This window comes from Xanthobacter cornucopiae, assembly GCF_043195065.2.
GTDB lineage: Bacteria > Pseudomonadota > Alphaproteobacteria > Rhizobiales > Xanthobacteraceae > Xanthobacter.
In genome coordinates this window covers 250,196-263,995 of record NZ_CM195531.1, presented here as the reverse complement: position 1 = coordinate 263,995, position 13,800 = coordinate 250,196, and the positions used below count along the sequence as shown (strand labels likewise).

The 13,800-nt window shown below is 65.4% G+C and carries 9 protein-coding genes and 1 tRNA gene; all 10 read right to left on the bottom strand.

Annotated features, from left to right (window positions below):
- Positions 1-254: 254 nt before the first annotated feature.
- On the bottom strand, positions 255-4,454 hold the full coding sequence (gene rpoC / locus V5F53_RS01130; RefSeq protein ID WP_393998071.1) for a DNA-directed RNA polymerase subunit beta': 4,200 nt from the start codon (positions 4,452-4,454) through the stop codon (positions 255-257).
- Positions 4,455-4,553: 99 nt separating this feature from the next.
- Positions 4,554-8,630, bottom strand: a complete 4,077-nt coding sequence (gene rpoB / locus V5F53_RS01125) for a DNA-directed RNA polymerase subunit beta (RefSeq protein WP_393998072.1) — start codon at positions 8,628-8,630, stop codon at positions 4,554-4,556.
- A 289-nt stretch (positions 8,631-8,919) separates the two neighbouring features.
- Positions 8,920-9,291 (bottom strand): 50S ribosomal protein L7/L12, encoded by a 372-nt coding sequence (gene rplL, locus V5F53_RS01120; RefSeq protein WP_393998073.1) that lies wholly within the window; start codon positions 9,289-9,291, stop codon positions 8,920-8,922.
- Positions 9,292-9,364: 73 nt separating this feature from the next.
- The gene (rplJ, locus tag V5F53_RS01115) at positions 9,365-9,883 is read right to left on the bottom strand and encodes a 50S ribosomal protein L10 (RefSeq protein ID WP_393998074.1); all 519 of its coding nucleotides are present in this window, start codon (positions 9,881-9,883) and stop codon (positions 9,365-9,367) included.
- 629 nt (positions 9,884-10,512) lie between these two features.
- Positions 10,513-11,211, bottom strand: a complete 699-nt coding sequence (gene rplA, locus V5F53_RS01110) for a 50S ribosomal protein L1 (protein ID WP_393998075.1) — start codon at positions 11,209-11,211, stop codon at positions 10,513-10,515.
- A gap of 5 nt (positions 11,212-11,216) precedes the next feature.
- Positions 11,217-11,666 carry a 50S ribosomal protein L11 gene (gene rplK, locus V5F53_RS01105; protein WP_393998076.1) on the bottom strand — a complete coding sequence of 150 codons (450 nt, stop codon included), beginning with the start codon at positions 11,664-11,666 and terminating at the stop codon, positions 11,217-11,219.
- 259 nt (positions 11,667-11,925) lie between these two features.
- Complete coding sequence (locus tag V5F53_RS01100; RefSeq protein ID WP_393998077.1) at positions 11,926-12,147, bottom strand: cysteine rich repeat-containing protein; 222 nt, start codon at positions 12,145-12,147, stop codon at positions 11,926-11,928.
- 188 nt (positions 12,148-12,335) lie between these two features.
- Positions 12,336-12,869: a transcription termination/antitermination protein NusG gene (gene nusG / locus V5F53_RS01095; protein WP_393998078.1), complete on the bottom strand. Its 534-nt coding sequence runs from the start codon at positions 12,867-12,869 to the stop codon at positions 12,336-12,338.
- 17 nt (positions 12,870-12,886) lie between these two features.
- A complete protein-coding gene (gene secE / locus V5F53_RS01090; protein ID WP_393998079.1) occupies positions 12,887-13,084 on the bottom strand; it encodes a preprotein translocase subunit SecE in 198 nt (65 codons plus the stop codon).
- Positions 13,085-13,335: 251 nt separating this feature from the next.
- A tRNA-Trp gene (locus V5F53_RS01085) sits at positions 13,336-13,412 on the bottom strand.
- Positions 13,413-13,800 lie beyond the last annotated feature (388 nt).

Here is a 13,800-nt window from a genome sequence, read left to right as displayed (position 1 = left end):
AAGCGGCCGCCATCTCGGAGAGCCGGGCCCCGATGCGCCGTCCCGGGCGCGCCCGCGCGGGTGCCATCGTGGAAGCTGCCGAACCTGCGCTCCTTCCGAGACGTGCCCTGACGCACCCCTTGGGCAGAGCTGCAGAGAAGATCCAGCGCCACGCCAACGGCGCCCAGCCCTGCGGTCTCGGCCGCCGCGCGCCCAAACGAAAAAGGGCCGCCCAAGGGCGGCCCTGTCTCACTCTTGAATCGCGTGCCGAAGGCTCACTCGGCCGGCGGCGGCGCCACCGGCTCGGCCGGCACCTCCACCAACACCGCCGGCGCCTCGGTCTGCTCGTCGCGGGTGGCAACGATGAGATCATCGCGGGAGTTCGCCACTGCCCGCAGCTTGTTCATCCGCGCACCGGTGCCCGCCGGAATGAGGCGGCCGACGATCACGTTTTCCTTCAGGCCTTCCAGCGGATCGATCTTGCCGTTGACCGCCGCCTCGGTGAGCACCCGGGTGGTTTCCTGGAACGAAGCCGCCGAGAAGAACGACCGCGTCTGCAGGCTCGCCTTGGTGATGCCCAGCAGCACCGGATGGCCGGTGGCCGGCTTGCGCCCTTCCTCGATGGCCTTTTCATTGGCCTCGATGAACTCGATGCGGTCCACCTGCTCGCCGTCCAGGAATTCGGTTTCCCCGGAATCGTCGATTTCAAGCTTCTGCAGCATGTTCCGGACGATCACCTCAATGTGCTTGTCATTGATGTTCACGCCCTGGAGCCGGTAGACCTCCTGGATCTCGTTGACGAGGAACGCAGCGAGTTCCTCCACGCCCTTGATCGCCAGGATGTCGTGCGGCGCGGGATTGCCGTCCACGATGAAGTCGCCCTTCTCCACCACGTCGCCGTCCTGGAGATGGATGTGCTTGCCCTTGGGGATCAGGTATTCCACCGGATCTCCGTCCACCGGCTCGATGGAGAGCCGGCGCTTGTTCTTGTAGTCGCGGCCGAAGCGGATGGTGCCCGAGATCTCGGCGATGATCGCCGCATCCTTCGGACGGCGCGCCTCGAACAGCTCCGCGACGCGCGGCAGGCCGCCCGTGATGTCGCGGGTCTTGGCGCTTTCCATCGGCACGCGGGCCACCGCGTCGCCGGCCTTGATCTTCTGGTTCGGGTCCACCGAGATGATGGCCTCCACCGGCAGCGCATAGCGGGCGTCGCCGCCGCGCGCCACCTTCAGCACCTTGCCGTCCGCCCCCTTGATGAGGATGGCCGGGCGCAGTTCCGGGCCGCGGCCGCTGCGGCTGTCGGTGACCACGCGCTTGGCGATGCCGGTCGATTCGTCGACCGTCTCGTTCATGGAGCCGCCTTCCACCAAATCCTCGAAGGCGACGATGCCGTCCACCTCGGTGAGGATCGGGCGGGTGTAGGGGTCCCACTCCGCGATGCGCTGGCCGCGCTTGATGGTGTCGCCTTCGTCCACCTTCAGGCGGGCGCCGTACTGGATACGGTTCACCGCGCGCTCGGTGCCGTCGTGATCGACGATCACCACCGCGAGGTTGCGGCCCATGACGACGAGATCGCCGTCGGAGTTCCGCGCCACGTTGCGGTTGCGGACCTTGACCGAGCCCTCGAAATTGGACTCCACGAACGAGGAGTCCGCCAGCGTCGCCGCGCCGCCGATGTGGAACGTGCGCATGGTGAGCTGGGTGCCCGGCTCGCCGATGGACTGGGCGGCGATGACACCCACCGCCTCGCCCATGTTCACCGGCGTGCCGCGGGCCAGATCGCGCCCATAGCAGGTGCCGCACACGCCGTTGCGGGTCTCGCAGGTGAGCACCGAGCGGATCTTGATCTCCTGGATGCCCGACTTGTTGATCCGCTCGATGTCCGGCTCTTCGATCATCGTGCCCTTGGCCACGATGACGGTGCCGGTCGCCGGCTCGATCAGGTCCTCAGCCGCGGTGCGGCCGAGCACGCGCGAGGCCAGCGAGGCCACCACCTGGCCCGCATCGAGGATGGCGCGCATGTGGATTCCCTTCTCCGAGCCGCAATCGCGCTCGGTGATGATGGAATCCTGCGCCACGTCGACCAGACGGCGGGTGAGGTAGCCCGAGTTGGCGGTCTTCAAGGCGGTATCGGCCAGGCCCTTACGCGCGCCGTGGGTGGAGTTGAAGTACTCCATCACGGTCAGGCCTTCCTTGAAGTTCGAGATGATCGGGGTCTCGATGATCTCGCCGGAAGGCTTGGCCATCAGGCCACGCATGGCGGCCAGCTGGCGCATCTGGGTGGGCGAGCCACGGGCGCCGGAATGGCTCATCATGTAGATCGAGTTGATCTGCTTGTCGCGGCCGGTCTCCGGATCCTTCCTCACCGCGGAGATTTCCTTCATCATCTCCTCGGCGATGCGGTCGGTAGCCTTGCCCCAGGCATCGACCACCTTGTTGTACTTCTCGCCCTGGGTGATGAGACCGTCGTTATACTGCTGCTCGTACTCCTTGGTGAGCACGCGCGCGTCTTCCACCAACGCCCACTTCTTCTTCGGCACCACCATGTCGTCCTTGCCGAACGAAATTCCGGCGCGGAAGGCATTGTAGAAGCCCAGCGACATGATGCGGTCGCAGAAGATCACGCTCTCCTTCTGACCGCAGTGGCGGTAGACGGAGTCGATCATGTTGGAGATCTCCTTCTTCGTCATCAGCTTGTTGACGACGTCGTAGGAGAGCTTGGGATCGCGGGGCAGCAGCTCGCCGATCTTCATCCGACCGGGCGTGGTCTCGTAGATCTTCGAATATTCCTTGCCCTCGGCATCGAGACCGATGTAGCGGCCGCGGATCTTGGTGTGCAGCGTGATCGCCTTGGCGTTCAGCGCATGGTCGATCTCGCTCATATTCGCGAACATCATGCCTTCGCCGGGCTCGTTCTCGCGCATCAGCGAGAGGTAGTAGAGCCCCAGCACGATGTCCTGCGACGGCACGATGATTGGCTGGCCGTTCGCCGGATGCAGGATGTTGTTGGTGGACATCATCAGCACGCGCGCTTCCAGCTGGGCTTCCAGCGAAAGCGGAACGTGCACGGCCATCTGGTCGCCGTCGAAGTCGGCGTTGAACGCCGAACAGACCAGCGGATGCAGCTGGATCGCCTTGCCTTCGATCAGCACCGGCTCAAACGCCTGGATGCCCAGGCGATGCAGCGTCGGCGCGCGGTTCAGCATCACCGGATGCTCGCGGATGACCTCGTCCAGGATGTCCCAAACCTCGGGACGCTCCTTCTCCACCAGCTTCTTCGCCTGCTTGACGGTTGCCGAATGGCCCTTCGCATCCAGACGCGAATAGATGAACGGCTTGAATAGCTCGAGCGCCATCTTCTTGGGCAAGCCGCACTGGTGCAGCTTCAGCTCCGGGCCCACCACGATCACCGAGCGGCCGGAATAGTCCACGCGCTTGCCGAGCAGGTTCTGGCGGAACCGACCCTGCTTGCCCTTCAGCATGTCGGCAAGCGACTTCAGCGGCCGCTTGTTGGCGCCGGTGATGACGCGCCCGCGACGCCCGTTGTCGAACAGCGCATCCACCGCTTCCTGAAGCATGCGCTTCTCGTTGCGGATGATGATGTCCGGCGCCCGCAGCTCGATCAGCCGCTTCAGGCGGTTGTTGCGGTTGATGACGCGACGGTAGAGATCGTTCAGGTCGGAGGTGGCGAAACGGCCGCCGTCGAGGGGAACCAGCGGACGCAGGTCCGGCGGAATGACCGGCACATGCGTCAGGATCATCCACTCCGGCTTGTTGCCGGACTGCTGGAAGGCTTCGACGATCTTCAACCGCTTGGCGAGCTTCTTCGGCTTCAGCTCAGTGGTGGCCTGGGCGATCTCCACGCGCAGGTCGGCGGCGATCTTCTCCAGGTCCATGCCGCGCAGAATTTCGCGGATGGCCTCGGCGCCGATCATGGCGCTGAAGTTGCTTTCGCCATACTCGTCCTGCGCGCGCAGATACTCTTCCTCGGAGAGCAGCTGCCGATACTTGAGCTTGGTCGTGCCGGGCTCGATCACGACGAAGTACTCGAAGTACAGGATGCGCTCCAGGTCCTTCAGGGTCATGTCGAGCAGCAGGCCGATGCGGCTCGGCAGCGACTTCAGGAACCAGATGTGCGCCACGGGAGCCGCGAGCTCGATGTGGCCCATGCGCTCGCGCCGCACCCGCGAGAGCGTGACTTCCACGCCGCACTTCTCGCAGATGATGCCCTTGTACTTCATGCGCTTGTACTTGCCGCACAAGCACTCGTAATCCTTGATCGGACCGAAGATGCGCGCGCAGAACAAGCCGTCACGCTCAGGCTTGAACGTGCGGTAGTTGATGGTCTCCGGCTTCTTGATCTCGCCGTAGGACCAGGACTTGATCTTCTCCGGGCTCGCGATCGAGATGCGGATCTGATTGAAGCTCGGGGCCGGAACGGTCGGATTGAAGACGTTCAGGACTTCCTGGTTCATATGCTGCTCCCAAACGGGGTGGGCGGCTATCTCTTCGCGCCGCTCCGGCCATCGGGCCGAAGCGGCAATCCGCCTGAAGCGGAAAGGGTCGCGAGCCCCTTAGCTGTTCTCGAGGTCCACATTGAGGCCGAGCGAGCGCATTTCCTTCACGAGCACGTTGAAGCTCTCGGGAATGCCGCTTTCGAACGTGTCCTCGCCGCGCACGATGGCCTCGTACACCTTGGTGCGCCCCGCCACGTCGTCCGACTTCACGGTCAGCATCTCCTGCAGCGTGTAGGCGGCGCCGTAGGCTTCGAGCGCCCACACCTCCATTTCGCCGAAGCGCTGGCCGCCGAACTGGGCCTTGCCGCCCAGCGGCTGCTGGGTCACCAGCGAGTAGGGACCGATCGACCGCGCGTGGATCTTGTCGTCCACGAGGTGGTGCAACTTCAGCATGTAGATGTAGCCCACCGTGACCTTACGATCGAACGGCTCGCCGGTGCGGCCATCGTACAGCGTGGACTGTCCGGAGGGGTCGAGCCCCGCCTTCTCCAGCTGCGCCTCGATGTCATCCTCGTGGGCGCCGTCGAACACCGGCGTCGCCATGGGCACGCCCTTGCGCAGGTTCTCACCCAGCTCCGGCAGCTCGGAATCCTGGATCTGGTCGATCTCGTCCTTGCCGTAGATGGATTCCAACCGATTGCGCAGGGGTGCCAGGTCCTGCTGCGCATAATAGGCGTCCACCGCCGCGGCCACCTGCCGGCCGAGGCCGGCGCAGGCCCAGCCCAGATGGGTCTCCAGGATCTGGCCCACGTTCATGCGCGACGGCACGCCGAGCGGGTTCAGCACGATGTCCACGTTGGTGCCGTCCTCCAGGAACGGCATGTCCTCGATGGGCACGATGCGCGACACGACGCCCTTGTTGCCGTGCCGGCCGGCCATCTTGTCGCCGGGCTGAATCTTGCGCTTCACCGCGACAAAGACCTTGACCATCTTCATCACGCCGGGCGGCAGCTCGTCGCCCCGCTGCAGCTTTTCCACCTTGTCGAGGAAGCGCTGCTCAAGCCGCTTCTTCGATTCGTCATACTGCGCGCGGATGGCCTCCAGCTCGCTCATGATGGCGTCGTCCGCCACCGCGAACAACCACCACTGCGAGCGCGGATACTCCTGCAGGATCTCGCGGGTGACCTGCGTCTCCTTGCGGAAACCCTTCGGGCCGGCGATGGCGGTCTTGCCGTCCAGGATCTCGGTCAGTCGGCCGTAGACGTTGCGGTCCAGGATCGCCTGCTCGTCGTCGCGGTCCTTGGCCAGGCGCTCGATCTCCTCGCGCTCGATGGCCAAGGCGCGCTCGTCCTTGTCGACGCCGTGGCGGTTGAACACGCGCACTTCCACAATGGTGCCCTTGGTGCCGGGCGGCAGCCGCAGGGAGGTGTCGCGGACGTCCGCCGCCTTTTCGCCGAAGATCGCGCGCAGCAGCTTCTCTTCCGGCGTCATCGGGCTCTCGCCCTTGGGGGTGATCTTGCCCACGAGGATGTCGCCGGCGCCGACCTCGGCGCCGATATAGACGATGCCCGCCTCGTCGAGATTCTTCAGTGCCTCTTCCGAGACATTGGGAATGTCGCGGGTGATTTCCTCGGGCCCGAGCTTGGTGTCGCGGGCCATGCACTCGAATTCCTCGAGATGAATCGAGGTGAACACGTCATCCTTGACGATGTTCTCCGAGAGCAGGATGGAGTCTTCGTAATTGTAGCCGTTCCAGGGCATGAACGCGACCAGCACGTTGCGCCCCAGCGCCAGGTCGCCCAGCTCGGTGGACGGCCCGTCGGCGATGATGTCGCCCTTGCGCACCGCGTCGCCCACGCGCACCAGCGGACGCTGGTTGATGCAGGTGGACTGGTTGGAGCGCTGGAACTTCATCAGCCGGTAGATGTCCACGCCGGACTTCGAGGGGTCGGGCTCCTCGGTGGCGCGGATCACGATACGGGTGGCGTCCACCTGGTCGATGATGCCGGTGCGACGGGCGGCGATGGCCGCGCCAGAGTCACGGGCGACCACGGCTTCCATGCCGGTGCCCACCAGCGGCGCCTGGGAGCGCACCAGCGGCACCGCCTGACGCTGCATGTTGGAGCCCATGAGCGCGCGGTTGGCGTCGTCGTTCTCCAGGAACGGGATCAGCGCCGCGGCCACCGAGACCAGCTGCTTCGGCGACACGTCCATGAAGTCAACGCGGTCCGGCGAGACCATCAGCACATCGCCGGCATGCCGGCAGATGATCAGATCCTCCACGAAGCGGCCATCCGGATCGAGCGGAATGTTCGCCTGGGCGACGTGATACTTCCCCTCCTCCATGGCGGAGAGATAGACCACCTCGTCGGTGACCTTGCTGTCCACCACCCGGCGATAGGGCGCCTCGATGAAGCCGTACTTGTTCACCCGGGCGAAGGTCGCGAGCGAGTTGATGAGGCCGATGTTCGGGCCTTCCGGCGTCTCGATGGGGCAGATGCGGCCATAGTGCGTCGGGTGCACGTCGCGCACCTCGAAGCCGGCGCGCTCGCGGGTCAGGCCGCCCGGACCCAGCGCCGAAAGGCGGCGCTTGTGGGTGATCTCGGACAGCGGGTTGGTCTGGTCCATGAACTGCGAGAGCTGCGACGAACCGAAGAACTCGCGCACCGCCGCCGCCACCGGCTTGGCGTTGATCAGGTCCTGCGGCATCACCGTGTCGATGTCGACCGACGACATGCGCTCCTTGATGGCGCGCTCCATGCGCAGCAGGCCGACGCGATACTGGTTCTCCATGAGCTCGCCGACCGAGCGCACGCGACGGTTGCCCAGGTGATCGATGTCGTCGATCTCACCCTTGCCGTCGCGCAGCTCCACCAGGGTGCGGATCACCGAGAGGATGTCCTCGCGGCGCAGCACGCGCACCGTATCGGGGCAGTCGAGGTCGAGGCGCATGTTCATCTTCACGCGACCGACCGCGGAGAGGTCGTAGCGCTCGGCGTCGAAGAACAAGGAATGGAACATCGCCTGCGCCGAATCGAGCGTCGGCGGCTCGCCGGGACGCATCACGCGGTAGATGTCGAACAGCGCGTCCTCACGGGCGACGTTCTTGTCCGCCGCCAGCGTGTTGCGGATGTAGGCACCGGTGTTGACATGGTCGATGTCGAGCACCGGGATTTCATTATAGCCCAGCTCGTCGAGCTGCTTGAGGCTCTTCTCGGTCAGCTCGTCGCCGGCCTCGGCGTGAATCTCACCGGTCTGCGCGTCCACGAGATCTTCGGCTACGTACTGGCCGATCATCTCCTCGTTGGAGATCTTGAGGGCCTTCAGCCCCTTCTCCGCCAGCTGGCGACCGGCGCGGACGGTCAGCTTCTTGCCGGCCTCCAGCACCACCTCGCCGGTATCGGCATCCACCAGGTCGGAGACCGCCTTGTAGCCCTTCATGCGCTTGGGATCGAACGGCATGCGCCAGCCGCCCTTGTCGCGCGAGAACAGGATCTTCTCGTAGAAGGTGTCGAGAATCTCCTCGGCGTCCAGGCCGAGCGCATAGAGAAGGCTCGTCACCGGGATCTTGCGGCGGCGGTCAATACGCGCGAACACAATGTCCTTGGCGTCGAACTCGATGTCGAGCCAGGAGCCGCGATAGGGGATGATGCGGGCGGCGAACAGCAGCTTGCCGCTGGAATGGGTCTTGCCCTTGTCGTGATCGAAGAAGACGCCCGGCGAACGGTGCATCTGCGAGACGATGACGCGCTCGGTTCCGTTGACGATGAACGTGCCGTTCATGGTCATCAGCGGAATGTCGCCGGTATAGACGTCCTGCTCCTTGATGTCCTTCACCGACTTGGCGCCGGTATCAGGGTCCACATCGAACACGATGAGGCGGAGCGTCACCTTGAGCGGGGCGGCAAACGTCATGCCGCGCTGGCGGCACTCGTCCACGTCGTACTTCGGCGGCTCGAATTCGTAGCGCACGAACTCCAGCATGGCCGCGCCGGAGAAGTCGGAGATGGGGAACACCGACTTGAACACCGCCTGCAGGCCGTCGTCGGCGCGCCCGCCCTTCGGTTCCTCGATCTGGAGAAACTGGTCGTAGGACGCCTTCTGAACCTCGATGAGGTTCGGCATCTCGGCCACTTCCTTGATCTTCCCGAAGAACTTGCGGATCCGCTTACGACCGGTGAACGTTTGCGCCATCTCGATCCTCGTCCGTCCAGGTCCCTTTTCGGGCCGGCTCCCCTAAGACCGAGGGCTCGCCATGCCGGCACCGGAACCACATCACCGTCACGCCGAGATCCGGGCCCGACAGGCCCATCTCAGCACCATGACGGCTCGCCCGGCCGGCGGCAGCGCCTCGCGCTTCCTGCCGGCCGGGTGAACCGCCCCACCCTCGCCCCAACATCGCCCTCGCCACCCCGGGAACCAGCCCGGAGCGGCGGGAACGGCAGCACCGCGCGCCAAGGCGCGCGGTGCCGGCGTCACATGCTCACTTGAGCTCGACCTTGGCGCCAGCCTTCTCGAGCTGAGCCTTGAGCTTCTCGGCCTCGTCCTTGGAAACGGATTCCTTGACGGGCTTCGGAGCGCCTTCCACGAGGTCCTTGGCTTCCTTGAGGCCGAGACCGGTGATGGCGCGCACTTCCTTGATGACCTCGATCTTCTTGTCGCCGGCGGCAGCCAGGACAACGGTGAACTCGGTCTGCTCTTCCACCGCGGCGGCGGCAGCGGCCGGGGCGGCGGCAACCGCCACGGCGGCGGCGGCGGAAACGCCCCACTTCTCCTCGAGAAGCTTGGCCAGCTCGGCGGCCTCGAGCACGGTGAGGGCGGAGAGCTCGTCGACGAGCTTGGTCAGGTCAGCCATTGTAGTCTTCCTTGAGATAGGTTCGATTTCGAGATTTGCGAGATCCGGCCGCCCGATTCAGGCGACCCGGGCCTCACGCCGCTTCGTCCTGCTTGGCATAGGCCCCGAACACGCGCGCGAGCTTGCCCGCCGGCGCGGTGGTGAGCTGCGCCAGCTTGGTCGCCGGGGCCTGGATGAGGCCGACGAGCTTGCCGCGCAGTTCGTCCAGGGACGGCAGTGTGGCAAGCGCCTTCACACCGTCCACGTTCAGGGCCGTGGTGCCCATCGCACCGCCAAGGATGACGAACTTGTCGTTGGCCTTGGCGAATTCGACGGCAACCTTCGGCGCCGCCACCGGATCGCTCGAATAAGCGATCAGCGTGGGCCCCTTCAGCAGGGGCGCCACGTGGGCGACGTCGGAGCCTTCCAGAGCGATCTTGGCGAGGCGGTTCTTGGCCACCTTCACGGACGCACCGTTCTGCTTCATCTGCCGGCGCAGGCGCGACAGCTGAGCCACGGTGAGGCCGGAATAGTGGGCGACCACGACGACGGAAGTGGTCTTGAACACTTCCGAAAGCGCCGTGACGAGCTGTTGTTTTTCCGCTCGATCCACGTCTGGCTCTCTTTAAGCCTGTGGTGGAAGCACCGACCCGGAGGGGTCGTCGATTCCACCGGTTGCGCCTTGCCGCCCACCGCGGCCGGATCCGTCGTTAAACGGCATGCCGACCGCGACGCGCGGCGCTCATGCCCTGTCCCCTCGGATCCCCACCGAAGCCAAAGGCCCGGGACGAAACACAAGGCGCTGGTTCGAACCGATCTCCACAACCACCACGACAGCGGCGGCCGCGCTGAAATTCCGGTCTTCCCCGTCTATGCTGGCTCCCCGACGCCACCCCTCCGGGATGACCCTTGAGAATTAAGCCCCGGCGCATTCTGGAAAACGGCCGCGGCACCTGCAGTCTCGGACAGGACTTTCCGCCCACCCCGATGCTCCATCTGACTGAAACGCAGCATCGAGATAGACGACAAGGCCGGGCGGGCGAACCCTCCCAGCCCTTTCACCCGGTCAAGGGCGAAAGCTTGAAATCCAAATTCCCCGCCAGCACGCCAGCCAGGAAACAGCCTATATAATGCCTTACGAACGTCTTGTCACGTCCCTTCAGGCATTATTCTCGCCCTCGGAATGCAAGAAGCCGCGACGGAGTGCGTCGCGGCTTCCAGGCGATCACAGCGTCGGCTGCGTCAGGCGGTGAGCACCGAGGCGGGCTCCACCTTGACGCCCGGCCCCATGGTCGAGGTCACGGCGATGCGCTGCACATAGGTGCCCTTGGCGCCGGTCGGCTTGGCCTTGACCACCGCGTCGGCGAAGGCGCGGATGTTCTCGGCGAGCTTCTCCGTGGAGAAAGAAGCCTTGCCGATGCCGGCATGGATGATGCCCGCCTTCTCGACGCGGAACTCCACGGCGCCGCCCTTGGCGGCACCCACGGCACCCTTGACGTCCATGGTCACGGTGCCGACCTTCGGGTTCGGCATCAGACCGCGCGGGCCAAGCACCTTGCCGAGACGGCCGACCAGCGGCATCAGGTCCGGGGTCGCGATGCAGCGATCGAACTCGATGGTGCCGCCCTGGATGGTCTCCAGGAGGTCCTCGGCGCCAACGATGTCGGCGCCGGCCGCCTTGGCCTCGTCGGCCTTGGCGCCGCGGGCGAACACCGCCACGCGGACGGTCCGGCCGGAGCCGTTCGGCAGATTACACACGCCGCGCACCATCTGGTCGGCGTGGCGCGGGTCCACGCCGAGGTTCAGCGCGACCTCGATGGTCTCGTCGAACTTCGCGGTGGCCCGCTCCTTCAGCAGAGCCAGAGCCTCATCCAGGCCGTACAGCTTGTTGCGATCGATGCCCTCGTGGGCGGCGCGAATGCGCTTGCCTTGCTTCGCCATTGCGCTCACTCCTGAACCTGGAGGCCCATGGAGCGGGCCGATCCTTCGATCATCTGAACCGCGGCCTCGACGGTCTCGCAGTTCAGATCCTTCATCTTCTTCTCGGCGATCTCCGAGAGCTGGGCGCGCGTGACCTTGCCGACGAAGGTGCCCTTGCCCGGCGTCTTGGAGCCGGAACCGGGCTTCTTCTTGGTCTCAAGGCCCGCGGCCTTCTTCAGGAAGTAGGAGACCGGCGGGGTCTTCAGCTCGAAGGTGAAGGAGCGGTCCTGATAGGCCGTGATCACCACCGGGATCGGCATGCCCTTTTCGAGCTGCGCGGTCTGGGCGTTGAACGCCTTGCAGAACTCCATGATGTTCAGGCCGCGCTGACCGAGCGCGGGGCCGATGGGCGGCGCCGGATTGGCGCTGCCGGCGGGCACCTGCAGCTTGACGAAACCCGTAATCTTCTTCGCCATTTACACACTCCCCGGCAGTTCCGGCAGCCGGCCGTAAATGCCAAGACGCGCCTGCCGGATGATGCCATCGCAGGCGGCGCGGACTGAGGATCGCGGTAGCGGCACGCTTGATCCGGCTGGCGAACCGGGCGGGCCTCCCGCGCATGAATGCGCCCGAAGCGGGGCGAGGCGGTGCTTTACACCAAACCGACGCGCGGGAAAAGGCCGACTGGCCGCCCGCGCGTCATTTTGAGTCGAGGGCCGGCATCGCCGGCGGCGCTCAGCCCTTCAGCTGCTGCAAGGCCTTGGCGCAGCCAACGGAAATCTGCTCACCATGAGCCTTGAGACACTTCAGGAGGCGTCCGCCGCCGGGCGCCACCGTCGCGCACAGGCGCTCGATGTCCGGCTTGCAATACTTGACCAGCACGTCCTCCTGGGCGTGGCTGGAGGTGGCGAATGCCATGCTGCCGGCAATCGCCAGAGCCAAAATGACCGCCTTCATAGCCTGTCTCCCGCTGGCGGCCGATTCGCGGGGGTCCGCAGCCGCCCTCCCCGCCTCTAGGGCCGGGCGCATGCGGGCGCGATGGCAGAAACTGGCTGGATGAGTGAAACGCGACGGCACAGACGGCACATGAAAAAGGCGCGGCCATGCCGCGCCCGTCCACCAGACACCGGGGGCAACCCCGGCTCTCAGGCCACCTTCTCGACCTGATTGAACTCCAGCTCCACCGGAGTCGCGCGGCCGAAGATCGACACCGCCACCTTGAGCCGCGAGCGCGTGTCGTCCACTTCCTCGACAATGCCGTTGAACGAAGCGAACGGCCCGTCGGACACCTTCACCGTCTCGCCCACCTCGAAGGTGATGGACGGCTTGGGCCGCTCGATGCCTTCCTGCACCTGCTGCAGGATGCGCATGGCCTCGCCCTCGGAGATGGGCATGGGCTTGTTGTCCGCCCCCAGGAAACCGGTGACCTTGGGCGTATTCTTGATCAGATGGAACGCCTCGTCGGTGAGATCCATCTTCACCAGGACATAGCCGGGAAAGAACTTGCGCTCGGCGTCCACCTTCCGGCCGCGCCGCACCTCAACCACCTTCTCGGTGGGGACCAGGATCTGCTCGAACAGATCGGTCAAATTGCGCTGCTCGGCCTGCTCGCGAATCGAGTCGGCCACCTTCTTCTCGAAGTTGGAATAAGCGTGGACGATGTACCAGCGTTTCGCCATTGGGGCCTCCTGCCGCCTCAGTGCCCGATGGTGAGCAGCGTGGAGACGCCGAACCGGATGATCTGGTCAACCACGAGGAAGAAGATCGAGGCGAGGAACACCATCACGAACACCATGGCCGTGGTGATCAGCGTCTCGCGACGGGTCGGCCAGGTGACCTTCGCCGTTTCGGCGCGGACCTGCTGAAAGAACGCGACAGGACTGTTCTTCGCCATGCGTGACACGGCGGCCCCTTGGGAAAACCCGGTGGCCGCCACCTCTCCTTGTTCGAAGGTACCCCGCGCCCGATTGCGCCCGGCACCGCCGTCAACTCCAATAGCCCGTCTCGCCGTGCTTCGGAAGGGCGCTGACCCGGAACCGCGCCGGGCGAATGGGAAGGCGCCGATAACGGGCAACACGCACCCGAGCGCCGAGCATCTCCCGGACCGTCGCTTCAAGACCTGCCGCCCTTCCCCAGGAAGGAAGGTGGCAGGAGTGGAGGGACTCGAACCCCCAACCCCCGGTTTTGGAGACCGGTGCTCTAACCAGTTGAGCTACACTCCTAGGCCCTTCCCCGACCGGCGCAGCCAATGATGGCGCGCGACACTCGAGGGTAAAGCCCGCCGCGCCGGAAAAGCGACCCAGCGCATCGGTGGGCGTGTGTGTAGAGGGATGCGTGGCGTCTGTAAAGGGCGATCGCTTGGACCAGATCGCGCTGTCCCCAGCCTGCGCCGCAGAACCGAGGCAAACGCAGCAGCTCAAGGCGCGCCCTGCCCTGGCTCTCCGGGGCGTTGAGACGGGCTGGCACCGGATTGGGCGGGGTCCGGTGCCTGCTCGGTCGCGCCAAGGGCACAGGGGCGATTCGCCCCGGCCCCCGGTGCATTCTCGAACACGCAGCGGGCGTCCGGGGGACTGCCGCACACGCGCTCCAACGCCTTGAAACCGACGCAGC